The organism is Streptomyces sp. NPDC101227 (assembly GCF_044767545.1).
Classification (GTDB): Bacteria; Actinomycetota; Actinomycetes; order Streptomycetales; family Streptomycetaceae; genus Streptomyces.
On record NZ_JBIWOD010000007.1, the window covers coordinates 308,603 to 324,790 of the forward strand.

At 71.9% G+C, this 16,188-nt stretch carries 13 protein-coding genes; 4 read left to right on the forward strand and 9 right to left on the reverse strand.

Features of this window, described 5'->3' with window-relative positions; genetic code table 11:
• Positions 1–2 precede the first annotated feature (2 nt).
• Positions 3–665: an endonuclease NucS gene (gene nucS / locus ACIRPT_RS19110; protein ID WP_403501633.1), complete on the reverse strand. Its 663-nt coding sequence runs from the start codon at positions 663–665 to the stop codon at positions 3–5.
• 250 nt (positions 666–915) lie between these two features.
• Between nucS and ACIRPT_RS19115 the strand changes: the two genes are divergently transcribed.
• Positions 916–1,308 (forward strand): SCO5389 family protein, encoded by a 393-nt coding sequence (locus ACIRPT_RS19115; protein WP_400068344.1) that lies wholly within the window; start codon positions 916–918, stop codon positions 1,306–1,308.
• A gap of 169 nt (positions 1,309–1,477) precedes the next feature.
• Here ACIRPT_RS19115 and ACIRPT_RS19120 read toward each other — a convergent pair whose 3' ends face one another.
• Positions 1,478–2,518: an LLM class flavin-dependent oxidoreductase gene (locus ACIRPT_RS19120; protein ID WP_403501636.1), complete on the reverse strand. Its 1,041-nt coding sequence runs from the start codon at positions 2,516–2,518 to the stop codon at positions 1,478–1,480.
• Positions 2,519–2,742: 224 nt separating this feature from the next.
• On the opposite strand from ACIRPT_RS19120, the gene ACIRPT_RS19125 reads away from it, so the two are divergent.
• Positions 2,743–3,060 (forward strand): ATP/GTP-binding protein, encoded by a 318-nt coding sequence (locus ACIRPT_RS19125; protein ID WP_403501638.1) that lies wholly within the window; start codon positions 2,743–2,745, stop codon positions 3,058–3,060.
• 12 nt (positions 3,061–3,072) lie between these two features.
• Here the strand turns inward: ACIRPT_RS19125 and ACIRPT_RS19130 are convergent, their stop codons facing one another.
• The 7 genes from ACIRPT_RS19130 to mce form a co-directional block, all read right to left on the reverse strand.
• The gene (locus ACIRPT_RS19130) at positions 3,073–4,365 is read right to left on the reverse strand and encodes an ABC transporter permease subunit (RefSeq protein ID WP_403828390.1); all 1,293 of its coding nucleotides are present in this window, start codon (positions 4,363–4,365) and stop codon (positions 3,073–3,075) included.
• Positions 4,362–5,561: an ABC transporter ATP-binding protein gene (locus ACIRPT_RS19135; RefSeq protein ID WP_403828392.1), complete on the reverse strand. Its 1,200-nt coding sequence runs from the start codon at positions 5,559–5,561 to the stop codon at positions 4,362–4,364. The genes ACIRPT_RS19130 and ACIRPT_RS19135 overlap by 4 nt, the downstream gene beginning before the upstream one ends.
• Positions 5,562–5,700: 139 nt before the next feature.
• The gene (locus ACIRPT_RS19140) at positions 5,701–6,474 is read right to left on the reverse strand and encodes an ABC transporter permease (protein ID WP_403828394.1); all 774 of its coding nucleotides are present in this window, start codon (positions 6,472–6,474) and stop codon (positions 5,701–5,703) included.
• A complete protein-coding gene (locus ACIRPT_RS19145; protein ID WP_403828396.1) occupies positions 6,474–7,481 on the reverse strand; it encodes an ABC transporter ATP-binding protein in 1,008 nt (335 codons plus the stop codon). Before ACIRPT_RS19145 ends, ACIRPT_RS19140 begins: the two co-directional genes overlap by 1 nt.
• 127 nt (positions 7,482–7,608) lie before the next feature.
• A complete protein-coding gene (locus tag ACIRPT_RS19150; protein ID WP_403501652.1) occupies positions 7,609–8,547 on the reverse strand; it encodes a cellulose-binding protein in 939 nt (312 codons plus the stop codon).
• A 113-nt stretch (positions 8,548–8,660) separates the two neighbouring features.
• Positions 8,661–12,908: a polarized growth protein Scy gene (scy, locus tag ACIRPT_RS19155; protein ID WP_403828398.1), complete on the reverse strand. Its 4,248-nt coding sequence runs from the start codon at positions 12,906–12,908 to the stop codon at positions 8,661–8,663.
• A gap of 208 nt (positions 12,909–13,116) precedes the next feature.
• Complete coding sequence (gene mce, locus ACIRPT_RS19160) at positions 13,117–13,557, reverse strand: methylmalonyl-CoA epimerase (RefSeq protein ID WP_403501657.1); 441 nt, start codon at positions 13,555–13,557, stop codon at positions 13,117–13,119.
• Positions 13,558–13,730: 173 nt separating this feature from the next.
• On the opposite strand from mce, the gene ACIRPT_RS19165 reads away from it, so the two are divergent.
• Positions 13,731–14,906 (forward strand): acetyl-CoA C-acetyltransferase, encoded by a 1,176-nt coding sequence (locus tag ACIRPT_RS19165; protein WP_403502286.1) that lies wholly within the window; start codon positions 13,731–13,733, stop codon positions 14,904–14,906.
• A gap of 36 nt (positions 14,907–14,942) precedes the next feature.
• Positions 14,943–15,902, forward strand: coding sequence for a methylmalonyl Co-A mutase-associated GTPase MeaB (meaB, locus tag ACIRPT_RS19170; RefSeq protein ID WP_403501660.1), 960 nt, complete (start codon positions 14,943–14,945; stop codon positions 15,900–15,902).
• The last annotated feature ends 286 nt before the right edge of the window (positions 15,903–16,188 follow it).

A 16,188-nucleotide genomic window follows, 5' to 3' on the forward strand; every position in this document is an offset into this window, starting at 1 on the left:
CGCTAGAACAGCCGCAGCTTGTCGTCCTCGATGCCGCGCAGGCCGTCGTAGTCCAGGACGACGCAGCCGATGCCGCGGTCGGTGGCCAGTACGCGTGCCTGGGGCTTGATTTCCTGGGCCGCGAAGATGCCCTTCACGGGAGCCAGGTGCGGGTCGCGGTTGAGGAGTTCGAGATAGCGCGTGAGCTGCTCGACACCGTCGATCTCGCCCCGCCGTTTGATCTCCACGGCAACGGTCTGGCCGTCCGCGTCGCGGCACAAGATATCCACGGGGCCAATGGCAGTGGGGTATTCACGCCGAATCAGGGAGTAGCCCTCACCAAGGGTCTCGATCCGGTCGGCGAGCAGCTCCTGAAGATGGGCCTCCACACCGTCCTTGATGAGGCCGGGGTCGACGCCGAGCTCGTGCGAGGAGTCGTGGAGGACCTCCTCCAGGGTGATGATGAGCTTCTCGCCACCCTTGTTCTCCACCGTCCATACATCGCCGTCACCCTCCTTGAGGGAGCAGGGCGGGGACATCCAGTTGAGGGGTTTGTAGGCCCGGTCGTCCGCGTGAATGGAGACGGAGCCGTCCGCTTTCACCAGGATGAGGCGGGGGGCCGAGGGGAGGTGGGCAGTGAGCCGGCCGGCGTAGTCCACGGAGCAGCGGGCGATGACGAGACGCATGGTGCGAAACGCTACTCGACCGGGGGCCGCCCGCGCGATTCGCCCTTGGGGCACGGTCCCTTTACGGGGGAAATCCCCGCACCCCCGGCGCTCGCCTTTGGCCGGTTGTATGTGCAATCTCCTGGTGCGGGCCTCTTGCGCGGCATACCGTTGAAGCGGGGGGTTGTGAGGCGAACACGCTCCGTCGCGGAACCCCTTGTCCCGTCCCTAGGCCCCGTCCGTCCCGGCGGGGCCGCGAGAGGAGAACCTCATGTCGCTCGACGTCTCACCGGCCCTCCTCGAACAGGCCGAGCGAGGCGAGGTCGACGAAGCCGCATTTGTCGACTGCGTCCGGAACTCCCTGCCCTATGCATGGGGGATGATCAGCTCACTGGTGGCCCAGCTGAAGGTGGACGGCGGTCAGTTCGCCGACAACCAGACGCCGCCGCCGGACGAGCAGGCGCGCGGCCAGCTGCTGCGCGCGCTGGCGAGTGACGCCATCCGCGGAGCGCTGGAGCGCCACTTCGGTGTGCGCCTGGCTTTTCAGAACTGCCACCGGGTCGCGGTCTTCCCGCTCGACCCGGCCGTGGACGACCGCCTGGCCAAGTTCACCTCGATCCGGGGTCAGCTGCTGAACCAGTCGCCGGAACTGCGCGACTGCTGATCGGAGTTGCTGCCGCTGCTCAGCACGTGGGGGGCGCGCACCGTGCCCATGCGCCAGCGGCAGCACCACCGAACGACGGCATGGCCTCCCCGGAAGTACGGCGCCTCGCATGACCACAGGACAGCACGCCGGGGGAAACCCGCGCGCCGCTCCGCCCCGTCCGGCGGAGTCACCCCAGCTGCGGAAGGACCTCCGCGCCGAGCCGGCGGACGTTTTCCTCGGTGGCGGCGAGATCGCCGGAGCCCTCGACGAGCAGCGCGAACCGCTTGATGCCCGTACGCTCCGCCGACGCCGCCAGCCGGTCCGCGCACAGCCGCGGCGGGCCGACCGGATGCAGCCCGCACAGCAGCTCCGTATACGCCAGCGGATCCCGCATGGCCCGGTAGCGGCCGTCGACCGTGACATGCGCGCCCAGCCCCTGCCGCAGCCAGCCGGGCATCGCCTTCGTCAGGGTCTCCTCGGCATCCCGCCGGGCATCGGCGATCTGCACCACACCCGCCGACACATGCTCGGCCGCGGCCACTTCGTCTCCGTCGCGCCCGGCCTCCCGCGCGGCCGACCGCCACAGCGCGACCATGTCCGCCTTCTCCTCGTCACCGCAGTGCATCCCGAGCAGCATCGGCAGCCCGCGCTCGGCGGCGAGACGTACGGAGGCGGGGGATGTGCAGGCGACGACCACGGGCGGCCCGGACGCGGTGCCGTCCGGATCGGTCAGCGCCTCGTCCGGCCGGGGGACCACAGCCACCTCCCGGAAGGCATAGCGCTCACCGGCCGCCCCGACGCGCGGCTCGCGCAGCCAGCGCAGCAGCAGATCGAGCGACTCCGGGAAGCCGTGGTCGTACGCGGCCAGTCCGGCGCCGAAGACCTCGAGATCCACCCAGGGGCCGCCCCGGCCGACGCCGAGCGTGAACCGCCCCTCGGAGGCGAGATGCAGCAGCGCCGCCTGCTCACCGAGCGCCACCGGATGCTGGGTCGGCAGCACACTCACCGCCGTGCCGACCCCGATCCGCTGGGTGCGGCCCAGCAGCAGCGCGGCCAGCGTCACCGCGTTCGGACAGACGCCGTACGGCACGAAGTGGTGTTCCGCCAGCCAGACATCGGCGAGCCCGGCCTCCTCCGCCACCTGTGCGGAGCGCACCGCGCGGTGCAGTGCTTCCCCCTGTCCCTGGCCCGGGAATTGAGCGGCCAGGATGAAAGCTCCAACGCGCATCGCTCTCTGCCTCCTCGCAGCCGACGCGGCTTCCCCCTTACAGGCAACAACGTCTGACACGTGCCAAGGGCACGGCCTGACGGGAAATTTCCCGATGATCGCAGAAACCTGACGGGCGGCGTTCGGGCCTGACCGGGCCGCGTACGCTGGTGACAACCTCCCCCCGCGCTCGACTCCGCTCGCCCGTGGGGACCCCCATCCCTGCAGATTGCCCGAGGTGCTCAGTGTCCCCGCGTCGAAACCGCCAGCGCGGCGGTGCGAAGCCCACCGACCGCACGGGCGGTGACCGCTACGGCCTGGAACAGACCGAGGAATGGCGCGGCGAGGACTGGACGGTGCGGCAGGTCGGGGGCGGTGGCGCGGCCAAGCACTACCGCTGTCCCGGCTGCGACCAGGAGATCCCGCCCGGCGTGCCGCATATCGTCGCCTGGCCGCAGCAGGGCGACGTCGACGACCGCCGGCACTGGCACAAGGCCTGCTGGAACGCACGGGACCGCCGGAGCGCGCGGCTCCAGCGGTCCCGTAATGCGCCGAGGTACTGAGTCCTCCAGGAACTACACGTCGCGCTTTTCCTGGACGACGAAGGCGGCGCCCAGCACGACGACGGTGACGCCGGCGAGGATCAGCAGCGGATTCCAGCCCTGCGGGCCGGAGCTTCCGAGGAACGGAATGCCGTACAGCGTCGCCAGGGAGTTGGGGACCGAGTAGTTGATCAGCGCCTCGGTGAGCCATTTGAGGCTGCTCGCGCCGAGCATGAACACCGCGAGCAGCATCGGCAGCAGGACCACGCCGAACATGGCGCTGATGGCACCGGCCGAATGCCGCAGCAGTGAGCCGACCGCAAGGGCCAGCAGGCCGAGCACCGATACGTAGAGGCCGGCGCCCACCGTGCAGCGCAGCCATTCGTCCGTCGTCGGCTGCCGCCCGTCCACCATCCCGGACATGACGAGCGTGACGACCGTGGTGGAGAGCGTGGTGATCACAAAGGAGAGCAGGAAGAAGACGATCACCTTGGCCGTGAGCACCCGGGCCCGGCTGGGGCAGGCGGTCATGGTCGTGCGGATCATCCCCGTCCCGTACTCGGAGGAGATCACCAGGACGCCGAGCGGAATGATGCACAGGGTGCCCAGCATGACGCTGAAGAACCCGAAGGAGACTCGGGGGTCGACGGAGTGGCCCGCCATGGCGAGGGCGGTGAGCAGGCCGATGCCGAGGATCAGCAGGACCATCACGCCCAGCGTCCAGATCGTCGAGCGCACCGAGCGGATCTTCGTCCACTCGGAGGCCAGGGCGTGGCCGAGGTGGGTGTTGTTCACCGGGATCGGGGAGACGTAACCGGGCTGGCCGCCCTGCCAGTTGGCGGCGGGCTGCGGCTGCGGCGGCTGCTGGGGGTGACCCTGCTGGGGGTGGCCCTGCGGGGGGACCGGCGGGTAGCCGGGCTGTGCCTGCGGCTGCGGCTGTGCCTGCGGCTGGGGAGCCGGGGCGGTCTGGGCCTGGAGCATCATCGTGCCCGCGTCCTTGCCGGGGCCGTGTGCCGCGAGGGGCTGGGGCTCCGGGTGCGCCTGGGGCAGCGGCTGCTGGGCCTGCAGCATCATCGTGCCCGCTTCCTTGGCGAGCGAGGGGCCGGGCGCGGGCTGCTGCTGCGGCGGCTGCTGCGCCTGGAGCATCATCGTGCCGGCCTCTTGCGCGGGCGGCGCCGGCGGCGCGGGAGGCGCGGGCGGGCCCGGCTGTGGGGCGGCGGCCGGCGGCATCGGCGGCGCCGCCGGTACCGGCTGCTCGTGCGAGCCGGTGTCGTGCGGTCCGCGCTCAGGCTGCGGCTGGGGCTGCGGCTGCTGAGGGCTGGTCATCGGGCGTCCTCGTTCTGCGGCGTGGGCATGGCGGTGGGGGCGGCCGGCGGCATGGGCGCGGCGGGCTGCGGCGGCTGCCCGTACGGGTGGGGTGCGCCGTACTGCTCGGGTGCGGGTGCCCCGTACGGGTGACTCGGAACCTGCCCCGGAGGCGGGTATCCGGGCCCCGGAGCGGCCGGCGGCTGCTGCGCGTACGGCGCCTGGCCGCCGTACGGCGGCGGCTGGACCTGGCCGGGCGCATATCCAGCCGGCATCTGCTGGAGGCCCGCCCGCGGATCGTGCGTCGAGCGGTAGTCCACGGCGCCCTGGGTGAGTCGCATGTACGCCTCCTCCAGCGAGGCCTGGTGCGGCGACAGCTCCCACAGCCGGACATCGGCCTCGTGCGCGAGATCGCTGATCCGGGGGAGCGGCAGCCCGGTCACCTTCAGCGCGCCGTCCGGCTCGGGCTCGACCCGGGCGCCCGCCTCATCGAGCGCCGACGTCAGCTTCTCGCGCTGCTCGGGCGCGGTGTCCGGGGTGCGTACCCGGGCGAAGTCGGCGGAGTTGGCCGAAATGAAGTCCTTGACGGGCATATCGGCGAGCAGCTGGCCACGGCCGATGACGATCAAGTGCTCGGCGGTGAGCGCCATTTCGCTCATCAGGTGGGAGGAGACGAAGACCGTACGGCCCTCGGCCGCCAGCTGCTTCATCAGATTGCGCACCCACAGGATGCCCTCGGGGTCGAGGCCGTTGACCGGCTCGTCGAAGAGCAGCACCTGCGGGTCGCCGAGCAGCGCCGCCGCGATGCCCAGCCGCTGGCCCATACCCAGCGAGAAGCCCTTGGAGCGCCGCGAGGCCACCTGCTGGAGGCCGACCACGCCCAGCACCTCGTCCACCCGGCGGGCCGGTATGCCGGAGAGCTGGGCCAGCGAAAGCAGATGCTGGCGCGCGCTGCGGCCGCCGTGCACGGCCTTCGCGTCCAGCAGCGCGCCCACCTGGCGGGGCGCGTTGGGGAGCTTGCGGAAGGGGCGACCGGAGATGGTGGCGTGCCCCGAGGTCGGTGTGTCCAGTCCCAGAATCATCCGCATCGTCGTCGACTTGCCGGAGCCGTTGGGCCCCAGGAAGCCGGTGACCGTTCCCGGCCGTACCTGGAAGGACAGGTTGTGCACGGCCGTCTTGGCGCCGTAGCGCTTCGTCAGGCCGACTGCCTCGATCATTCTCCGCCCCTTGCGTGGTGGTCGGGGCAGAGGCGCCCTCGTACCCCCGTGAGGGGTATGAGGCTATCGGGACGTTGACGGTTCCCGTCAATCTTGGTGGGCTGCGGCACTCTCCGGGCGGGCGCGGCCGTGAAGCGCGCTAGGCATCGCGTCTCTTGAGGAGGACGAAGCCGCCCGCGAGCGCCGCCAGCGTCCAGGCGATCATGATGCCGAGGCCGCCCCAGGGGCCGTACGGGAGGTCGTCGCCGGCTCGCGGGACGACCTGCATGATCTTCTGGCCGGCCTGGTCGGGGAGGTAGCGGCCGAGTTTCCGGGTGGCCGAGACATTGCCGAGGATGTTGGAGATCAGGAAGAAGAAGGGCATGAGGATGCCCAGCGAGAGCATGGGGCTGCGGAGCATCACGGCGACGCCCATGGAGAACAGCGCGATAAGGGTCATATAGAGGCCGCCGCCGATCACGGCGCGCAGCACCCCGGGATCGGTGAGCTGCGCCCGGTGCTCGCCCAGGGCGGCCTGGCCGGCGAAGAACGTCGCAAAGCTCGTCGCCAGGCCGACGACGAAGACCAGCGCGGTGGCCACCAGCAGCTTGCAGAAGAGGAAGGTGGTGCGCTGCGGTACGGCGGCGAGCGAGGCCCGGATCATGCCGGTGCTGTACTCGTTGGAGACCACCAGCACCCCGAAGACGATCATCGCGAGCTGGCCCAGGCCCATCCCGGCGAAGCTGATGTTGGTGGGGTCGAAGGTGACCCGGGCGCCGGCCGACATCGAGTGGAAGTCGTTCCTGGCGAGAATGCAGATCAGCACGCCCAGCGCGATGGTGACCACCACGGCGATGCCCAGCGTCCACACCGTCGAGCGTACCGATCTGATCTTGGTCCATTCCGAGCGCAGCACCTGCGTGACCGCCGCCATCAGCTTCCCTTCTTCTGCCCGCGTTTCTGCCAGTCCGCGCCCCAGCCCTCCGGCCGCACCGGCGACCCGTCCACGGGCCGCGGCCGCACCCCCGCCGGCCGGTCGTCGTGCGCGTGATACTCCACCGACTCGGCGGTGAGCTTCATGAAGGCCTCCTCCAGCGACGCCTGCTGGGGGCTCAGCTCATGCAGGACGAGCTGATGCCGGGCGGCCATCTCGCCCAGCCGGGCCGCCGGCACCCCGTCGATCTCCAGCGAGCCGTTGCCGACCTCCACCGCGTCGATGCCCTCGGCATGCAGCAGATCGAGGAGCTTTTGCTGCTCGGGGGAGCGCAGCCGGACGTAGGAGCGTGAGTTCTCCCGGATGAACTCGGCCATCGAGGTGTCCGCCATCAGACGGCCCTGGCCGATCACGATCAGATGGTCGGCCGTGAGCGCCATTTCGCTCATCAGGTGGGAGGAGACGAAGACCGTACGGCCCTGCGCCGCGAGGTTCTTCATGAGGTTGCGGATCCAGTGGATGCCCTCGGGGTCGAGACCGTTGACCGGCTCGTCGAACATCAGGATCTCGGGGTCGCCGAGCAGCGCCGCCGCGATCCCCAGCCGCTGGCCCATGCCGAGCGAGAAGCCCTTGGAGCGCTTCCCGGCGACCGAGGTCAACCCGACCGTGTCCAGCACCTCGGCGACCCGGCCGCGCGGAATGCCGTTGCTCTGCGCCAGGCAGAGCAGATGGTTGTACGCGCTCCGGCCGCCGTGCACCGCCTTGGCGTCCAGCAGCGCGCCGATGTACGTCAGCGGGTCCTTCAGCTGGCGGTAGTGCTTGCCGTCGATGCGGACCGTGCCCTCGGTCGGATTGTCCAGATCGAGCATCATCCGCATGGTCGTGGACTTGCCCGCGCCGTTGGGACCGAGGAAGCCGGTGACGATGCCGGGCCGCACCGTGCAGGTGAGGTGGTCCACCGCAAGCGTGTCGCCGTAGTGCTTGGTCAGCCCCTCGAGCTCGATCATGTACAGCACGCTAGGGGCGCCCCGGGGGCCTCGCCAGCGGACGCGGCGCCCCGTCACACGACCGCGCCCCCCTACCGCCGCAGTGGCGGTACGGGGGCGCGGGAAGCCGGGCAGGGCCTGCCGGGCGTCAGCGGGTCTGCTGGGCGGGGACGCCCCGGGAGATGGACTCCTCCTCGCCGGGGGCGCCGGCCGCGGCCACCGCCGCGCCGGTCAGCGTCGCCAGCATCTCGCGGACGTTGGTCAGCTGCGCGTTGATGGAGTCGCGACGGTTGGTCAGCGCCGCCAGCTCGCGCTCCGATTCGCTGCGGATGCGGTCCGCCTTGGCGTTGGCGTCCGCCACGATGTCCTCGGCCTGACGCTGGGCCGTCTCGACGGTCTGACGGGCGCGGCGCTCGGCGTCGGTGCGGAGCTTCTCGGCCTCCAGGCGGAGCTGCTCGGCGCGGTGCTCGATCTCCGCGAGCCGCTTCTCGGCCTTCGCCTGACGAGAGGCCAGGTCGCGCTCGGACTGCTCGCGGCGCTTGGCGAGGTTCGTCTCGAAGTCGGCGGCCGCCTGGGCGGCCTTGGCGCGGGTCTCCTCGAAGAGGGAGTCGGCTTCTTCGCGCTTGGACTGGGCGTCCTTCTGCGCCTCGGCCCGCAGCGTGGACGCCTCGCCCTTGGCCTTCTCGACGATCCGGGCGCCCTCGTCCTCCGCCTTCGCCTTGCGCTCGGCGGCGAACGACTCGGCGTCGTTACGGACCTGCTGGGCGGCCGACTCGGCCAGCTCGCGGTGCTGCTCGGCGGCCCGGCGGGCCTCCTCGCGCAGGTCCTTGGCCTCCTCCTCGGCGAGGCGGAGGATCTTCTCGACCCGCGCACCGAGACCTGCGTAGGACGGTTCGGCGTCGTTGACCTGAGCCTGGGCGTTCTGCGTCTCGAGGTGCAGCTCCTCGATCCGCTTTTCCAGCGACGTGATGCGGGCCAGCGCGCTGTCGCGGTCGGCGACGAGCTTGGTAATGCGGTCGTCCACCTGACCGCGGTCGTACCCACGCCGCACGAGCTCGAAGCCGAAGGGGGAGGATGTGTCGCTCATGGGGTTCCTGTCGAAAGAGACCGGTGAGGTGATAAGGGAATCCTAGGGGTCTTAACGGCGTGTCATCGAGTCATTGCGCGTTTGAAGTGGAGAATGACCCCTCATTTGAGTGGCTACCCTTCAGACTGCTTGCCACTCGAACGAGTTGCGCCCGCCGCCGCAGACGCCTTGACGCCCCCCTTGCCCTCCGCGCCGCCGGCGGGCGCCTCGAAGGACTCCAGCGCTACCAATACGTCCTGAACGCGGGAGATTTCGGCGTTGATGTCCTCCCGCCGGCGCACCAGAAGCTCCAGCTCTCGCTTGCCCTCGTCCACGATCCGGGTGGCCTCGGCCTCCGCCTCGGTGTGCATCCGCTCGGCGTTGCGCACCGCTTCGGCCTTTTTGTTCTCGGCCTCCTTGATCAGACCCTCGGCCTTCTTCACCGCCGAGATCCGCACCTTGCTCGCCTCGCTGTTCGCGTCCGACAGCAGCTGGTCGGCCTTGTCCTTGGCCTCCACCTGCTGCGCGGTGGCCTGCGCGATGAGCTTGTCGACCCGCTCGCCGGCGTTCTTCATCGCCTCCGCCGACTCCCGGCGCGCCCGGTCGTGCAGCTCCTCGACCTCGCCCTCGACCCGCACCCGCAGCTCCTCGGCGCGGTCCCGTATGGCGGTGGCGTCCCCGCGGGCCTCTTCCAGCAGGGTGTTGGCGTCCGTACGGGCCTTCTCCACCCGCGTATTGCCCTCGGCCGTCGCCTCCGTGACGAGCCGGTCGGCCTCCTTGCGGGCCGCCCCCACCATCGTGTCGGCCTGCTCCTCGGCGGCGGTGGCCGTCTTGAGGGCCTCCTCCTGGGCCTTGGCGATGAGCTGGTCGGCCTGCTCGGCGGCGTCCCCGCGGCGCTTGGCGGCGTCCTTGCGTGCCTCGTCCAGCAGCCGGTCCGACTCCGCCTGGGCCTCGGTCCGCAGCCGCTCCGCCTCGGCCTCGGCGTCCTCCTTGACCTTTGCGGATTCGTTACGGGTGCGATTGGCGTGCTCCTGCGCGGCGGTGACCGTCTCGGCCGCGTCCGCCCGCAGCCGGTCCGCCTCCGCGGTGGCCGCGGCGAGCATCCCCTCCGCCTGCTCGCGGGCCTCCGCCCGGGTACGGTCCGCGTCCCGCTCGGCGGTGGCCGTGGTCTCCGCCGCCTCGGCGCGCAGCCGCTCGGCCTCCGTACCGGCTTCCGAGATCAGCTCGTCGGCCTGCTGCGCGGCGTCCGACCGCGCCTTGTTGGCCGCCTTGCGCGCCTCGTCGCCGGTCTCCTCGGCGTCCGTCCGGGCCTTCTCCAGCACCTCGGCCGCCTCGGTCCGCAGCCGCTCCGCGGCCTCGGACGCCTCGGTGACCATGACGTGCGCCTGCTGCTCGCCCTCCGCGCGCAGCCGGTCGGCGGCCTGCTGGGCCTCCTGGACCATGCGGTGCGCGTCGTCCTGCGCCGAAGACGTCAGCTCGGTGGCCTCGGTGACGATCCGTTCGGCCTCCGTGCGCGCCTCGGTGATCAGCGCGTCGGCCTGCCCGGCGGCGTCCGACCGCATCCGGTTCGCGTCGTCCCGCGCCTCCGCACGGGCCCGCGCCGCGTCCTGCTCCGCGGATGCCAGTGCGTCCGACGCCTCGGTACGCAGCTGCTGCGCCTTCGTCGTGGCGTCGGCGACCAGCTTCTCGGCCTGCCCGGTCGCCTCCGCCAGCAGCCGGTCGGCCTGCTCCGCCGCCTCCGAACGCGCAGTGTTGGCGTCCCGGCGCGCCTCGTCGAGCACCCCGGCGGCCTCGGTACGCAGCCGCTCGGCCTCCTCGAAGGCCTCGGAGACCGTCCGCTCCGCGAGGGACTTCGCGGCCTCGGACGCCTCCTGCGCCTCGCGCCGCACCCGCGCCGCGTCCTCGGAGGCCCGCTCACGCTCTTCGTAGGCGTCCGTGCGGACCCGGTCCGCCTCTTCCTGCGCCTCGTTCTTGGTCCGCTCCGCGGCATGCTCGGCCGCCGACCGCAGCCCGGCGATCTCCTGCTCGGCCTGCTCGTGCAGATCCGCGACCGAGTCCCGCACCTGCTGCGCGGTCTGCTCGGCCGCCGCGACCAGCTCACCGGCGCGCCGGTCCGCCTCCTCGACCAGCCGCTCCGCCTCCGCCTGCGCCTCGCTCACCCGCGTACGGGCGGACGCCAGCAGCTCCTCGGACTGCTCCCGCGCCGCGGTGCGCTCCTGGTGGGCCTCCTCGCGGGCCTCGCCCAGCAGCTGCTCGGCCTCCCGGCGCCGCCGCGCGGCCTCCTCCTGCGCCTCGGCCAGCGCCTGCGCCGCCTCCGTACCCGTGCGCTCCGCGGCCGTCGCCGCCTCCGCGCGCACCCGGTCCGCGGTCTCCTGCGCCTCCGCCTTGAGCCGCTCCGCCTCGGCCGACGCCTCGGCGCGCAGCCGTACGGCCACCGCCTCGGCCTCGGAACGCGCCGTCGACGCGTCCGTGGCCGCCTCGGTGCGCAGCCGCTCGGCCTCCTCCTCGGCCTCCTGCTGGAGCGCGCGGCGGCGGTCGGCGGCCTCCGCCTTGAGCCGGGCCGCCTCCTCCTGCGTCTCCCGGCGCAGCCGCTCGGCCTCCGTGCGCGCCTCGCGCAGCGCGTCCTCGGCGGCGGTGACCCTGCCCTCGGCCTCGGTGTGCAGCCGGTCCAGCTCGGACTGCGCCTCGGCCCGCTTCTCCTCGGCGGCCCGCTCGGCCTCCGCGCGCAGCTCCTGGGCGCTCTCCTCGGCCGTCGTGGTCAGCGTCTCGGCGGCCTGGGTGCCCTCCAGCAGCAGCTGCTCGGCCTCCGAACGGGACCGCTCCAGCGCCTCTTCGGCCTGCCGGCGCAGCGCCGAGGCACGCTCGATGGCCTCGGTCCGTACCCGCTCGCTCTCCGCGACGGCACCCGAACGGGTCTCCTCCGCATCGCCCTTGGCCTTGGCCAGCAGCTCCTCGGCGGTACCGGCCGCCTCCTCGATCTGCGATACGGCCTCGCGGCGGGCCTCGCTGCGGATCCGCTCGCCCTCGGCGACCGCGTCCGCCCGCAGCTGCTCCGCCTCGCCGCGCAGCCGCCGCGCCTCCTCCTGGAGTTCGACGGTCTTGGCGCGGTAGTCCTTGGTGTCGTCCTTCGCCGCGCCCTTCAGCTGCGCCGCGGTGTCATGCGCCTCCTCGCGCAGCCGGTCCGCCTCGGACTCGGCCTCCCGGCGCAGCCGTTCGGCATCCTCGGCCGCGGCCTTGGTGGTGGCCTTGGCGTCCTCCGACGCCTTGGTCAGCACCTCCTCGGCGGTCCGCGCCGCCTTCGCCAGCTGCGCCGCGGAGTCCTCCGCCGCCTTCGACCGCGCGCTCTCCTGCGCCTCGGCGAGCAGCCGCTCGGCCTCCGTACGGGCATCCGCGCGCAGTTGCTCGGCCTCGGCCTTGAGCGCCTCGGCGTCCTTCGTCGCCTCGCCGACCAGCCGCGCGATCTCCGCCTTGGCCGTACGGGTGCGCTGTTCGTTCTCCGACTCGGCGGCCGACAGCCGCTTGCCGGCGGCCTGCTGGGCCTCCTCGACGAGCTTGTCGGCCTCGGCGCGCGCCTCGCGCAGCGCGGTGTCCGCCTCCTGGATCCGCGTCTCGGCGGTGCGGGTCAGCTCCGCGGCCGCCCGGCGCGCCTCCTCCGACTCAGTGCCGGCCGTCGTACGCAGCTGCTCGGCCTGATCGGTCGCTTCCTGGGCCTGGTTGGAGGCGGCGTTCAGCAGCCGTTCGGCGTCCGTGCGCGCCCGGCGCAGGATGGATTCCGCTTCGGCGCGGGCCTCCTCGGCCGAGGTGTCGAGGCGCTCGCGGGCCCGCTCCGCCAGCCGGTGGGCCTCGGCCCGCGCGGACGACAGGGCCTGCTCGGCCTCCGCCCGCGACTCCTCCATGAGGCGGCGGGCCTGCGACTCGGTGCGCGCCCGCAGCTGTTCGGCCCAGGCGACGTTCTCGTTGACATGCGATTCGACGGTCTGGCGGCGCTCGTTGAGCTCCTCGTCGAGGCGCTGCCGGCGGGTGACCGCCTCCGCGTGCAGCTCGGCCTCCAGCCGGGACTGCCGCTCGGCCTGCTCCTGGAGCAGCCGCTGGGTCTGCGACCGCGCCTCGCGCAGCTCGCGCTCGGCGTCCGTGCGCAGCTGGTCCGCCTGGATCTGCGCATTGCGCAGCAGCTGTTCGGCCTGGTGGCTGATGTTGTCGTAGGCAGGGCGGGCCGCGAGGTTGCGGCGCGCCTCGTGCAGCTTGGCGCGCAACACCTCGACCTGGTAGCCGAGGTCGTCGGCGTGCTGGACGGCCTTGTCCCGCTCGGTCTTCAGCCGCTCCATCTCGGCCTCGAACTGCGAGAGGTGGTCGTCAGCCTCGTAGCGGTCGTTGCCCCGCACTGCGCGGTCCCATCCGTCCCCTGGTCATGGTGGCGGCCGACTCCGTCCTGCGGTTGCTCGTCCCGTACACGTCACGTCGTACCGGACTCGCGCCCATCGGAGCTGACCCTTCCGAAGAAATGGTGTCAGATCATCGGCAGAGTATGGACCGAGCCCCACTCCCGTACCCCGGCCGAAGGTGCACTCTACCGGCCGGGGAACGTATAGGTCAGTGGTCCGCCGGGGAGGAGGGCGCGGCGGTGACGAGTTCGGTCAGCACACCATGGCAGTCCTTGGGGTGCAGAAAGGTGATCCGGGAGCCCATCGAGCCGGTCCTGGGCTCGTCGTAGAGGACCCGTACGCCCTTGTTGCGGATGTCCGCGGCGTCGCCGTCCACATCCGCCGTACCGAAGGCGATGTGGTGCACCCCTTCACCGTTCTTGGCGAGCCACTTGCCCACCGCAGAGTCCTCCCGGGTCGGCTCCAGAAGCTGGAGGTACGAGGCGCCGCCGTCGGACGTCTCGTTGATCTTCAGCATCGCTTCCCGGACGCCCTGCTCTTCGTTGACCTCGGAGTGGAACACCTCGAATCCGTACGTGGCACGGTAGAAGTCGACGGTCTTGTCGAGGTCGAAACAGGCGATCCCGATGTGGTCGATTCGCGTCAGCATGGCTCCAGTGCACCGCCCACACGGCTGGTTACGCAACGTGCGCGCGATCACACCCGCTTCCCGGTGACCCCGGGCGTACCGCTCAGTACATTGACGGGAACCCTCGTTAACTTCCCTGCAAAGGAAGGCCGCACCGCATGTCTGCAACGAACGGCACGAACGCAACCACCTCGGTGATCGTGGCGGGAGCGCGCACCCCCATGGGCCGCCTCCTGGGATCCCTGCGGACCTTCTCCGGCGCCGACCTCGGCGCGGTCGCCATCAAGGCGGCCCTGGACCGGGCGGGCATCGGCGGTGACCAGGTGCAGTACGTGATCATGGGCCAGGTCCTCCAGGCCGGCGCCGGGCAGATCCCCGCCCGGCAGGCCGCCGTCAAGGCCGGCATCCCCATGAACGTCCCCGCGCTGACCGTCAACAAGGTCTGCCTCTCCGGCCTCGACGCGATCGCGCTGGCCGACCAGCTGATCCGCGCGGGCGAGTTCGACGTCATCGTCGCGGGCGGCCAGGAATCCATGACCAACGCCCCGCACCTGCTGCCCAAGTCCCGCGAGGGTTACAAGTACGGCGCCGTCGAGATGCTCGACGCGATGGCCCACGACGGCCTCACCGACGCCTACGAGGGCGTCGCGATGGGCGAGTCGACCGAGAAGCACAACACCCGCCTGGGCATCGCCCGCCCCGAGCAGGACGAGATCGCCGCGCGCTCCCACCAGCGGGCCGCCGCCGCCCAGAAGAACGGGCTCTTCGAGGCCGAGATCACCCCCGTCGAGATCCCGCAGCGCAAGGGCGAGCCGGTCCTCTTCAGCAAGGACGAGGGCATCCGCGGCGACACCACCACCGAGTCGCTCGGCAAGCTGCGCCCGGCCTTCGCCAAGGACGGCACGATCACCGCCGGCACCTCCTCGCAGATCTCCGACGGCGCGGCCGCCGTGGTCGTGATGAGCAAGGCCAAGGCCGAGGAACTGGGCCTGGAATGGATCGCGGAGATCGGCGCGCACGGCAACGTCGCAGGACCCGACAACTCGCTCCAGTCGCAGCCCTCCAACGCCATCAACCACGCCCTGGGCAAGGAGGGCCTGGCCGTCGAAGATCTTGACCTGATCGAGATCAACGAGGCCTTCGCGGCCGTCGCCGTGCAGTCAATGAAGGACCTCGGGGTATCCCCGGAAAAGGTGAATGTCAACGGCGGTGCGATCGCGCTGGGGCACCCGATCGGCATGTCCGGCGCCCGCATCGTGCTGCACCTCGCGCTGGAGCTGCGCCGCCGGGGCGGTGGCGTGGGTGCCGCCGCGCTGTGCGGTGGCGGTGGTCAGGGCGACGCGCTGATCATCCGCGTACCGGGTAAGTAACCGCACAACGGACCGAGCCGAAGGAGACGCGCAGCGATGGTGGACGTCCCGCAGCTGGTGGAGCAGGCCCGGCAGGGCCGACCGAGGGCGGTGGCCCGGCTGATCTCCCTCGTCGAGGGGGCGGCGCCGGAGCTGCGCGAGGTCATGGCGACGCTCGCGCCGCTCACCGGCAACGCCTATGTGGTCGGGCTGACCGGCTCGCCGGGCGTCGGGAAGTCCACCACCACCTCCGCGCTGGTGACGGCCTACCGCAAGGCGGGCAAACGGGTCGGCGTGCTCGCCGTCGACCCGTCCTCGCCCTTCTCCGGCGGCGCGCTGCTGGGCGACCGCGTCCGGATGTCGGACCACGCCTCCGACCCCGGCGTCTACATCCGCTCCATGGCCACCCGCGGCCATCTGGGCGGCCTGGCCTGGGCCGCGCCGCAGGCCATCCGGGTCCTGGACGCGGCCGGCTGCGATGTCGTCCTCGTCGAGACGGTCGGCGTCGGCCAGTCCGAGGTGGAGATCGCCTCGCAGGCCGATACGAGCGTGGTGCTGCTGGCTCCCGGGATGGGCGACGGCATCCAGGCGGCCAAGGCCGGAATCCTGGAGATCGGCGACGTCTACGTCGTCAACAAGGCCGACCGGGACGGCGCCGACGCCACCGCCCGTGAGCTCAACCACATGCTGGGGCTGGGCGAAGCGCGGGCGCCGGGCGACTGGCGCCCGCCGATCGTCAAGACCGTCGCGGCGCGCAGCGAGGGCATCGACGAGGTCGTCGAGGCCCTCGAGAAGCACCGCGCCTGGATGGAGGAGCACGGGGTGCTCGCCCAGCGGCGCCGGGCGCGGGCGGCGCGGGAGGTCGAGACGATCGCGGTGACGGCGCTGCGGGAGCGGATCGGCGATCTCCGGGGAGACCGCCGGCTGGATGCCCTGGCCGAGCGGATCGTCGTCGGCGAGACGGACCCGTATCGGGCGGCGGACGAGCTGGTGGACGGGTTGACGAACGGGGGCTGAGGGCGCCGTTGTTCGCTGTGCGGCTGTGCGGCTGTGCGGCTGTGCCGGTGTGCCGGTGCGCCGCTGGGCCCGGTGGGGGTCGGCGTCCTCCGGGGCTGTCGGTGCCGCGGGGGGCCGGAGGGGACGCACGGGGGTCCGTCCTCGGGCCGGGCGCTTCTGGTCCATGGACTGGTCACCCCGGCGTTCGCTCCGGTCCCTGCGGGCGGCCCCCCGTACATCCCCTCCGGCCTACGTTTCCCGTCTGCGGCCCGGTGGCACCACCCGTCCACACATGGGGACCGGCTGC

Bases quoted from the DNA above. Each gene is read 5' to 3' on its own strand.
- ACIRPT_RS19115 (WP_400068344.1), top strand. From the start codon at position 916: ATGTCGCTCGACGTCTCACCGGCCCTCCTCGAACAGGCCGAGCGAGGC.
- ACIRPT_RS19135 (WP_403828392.1), bottom strand. From the start codon at position 5,561: ATGATCGAGGCAGTCGGCCTGACGAAGCGCTACGGCGCCAAGACGGCC.
- meaB (WP_403501660.1), top strand. From the start codon at position 14,943: ATGGTGGACGTCCCGCAGCTGGTGGAGCAGGCCCGGCAGGGCCGACCG.
- ACIRPT_RS19145 (WP_403828396.1), bottom strand. From the start codon at position 7,481: ATGATCGAGCTCGAGGGGCTGACCAAGCACTACGGCGACACGCTTGCG.
- nucS (WP_403501633.1), bottom strand. From the start codon at position 665: ATGCGTCTCGTCATCGCCCGCTGCTCCGTGGACTACGCCGGCCGGCTC.
- ACIRPT_RS19130 (WP_403828390.1), bottom strand. From the start codon at position 4,365: ATGACCAGCCCTCAGCAGCCGCAGCCCCAGCCGCAGCCTGAGCGCGGA.
- ACIRPT_RS19120 (WP_403501636.1), bottom strand. From the start codon at position 2,518: ATGCGCGTTGGAGCTTTCATCCTGGCCGCTCAATTCCCGGGCCAGGGA.
- mce (WP_403501657.1), bottom strand. From the start codon at position 13,557: ATGCTGACGCGAATCGACCACATCGGGATCGCCTGTTTCGACCTCGAC.
- ACIRPT_RS19140 (WP_403828394.1), bottom strand. From the start codon at position 6,474: ATGGCGGCGGTCACGCAGGTGCTGCGCTCGGAATGGACCAAGATCAGA.
- ACIRPT_RS19150 (WP_403501652.1), bottom strand. From the start codon at position 8,547: ATGAGCGACACATCCTCCCCCTTCGGCTTCGAGCTCGTGCGGCGTGGG.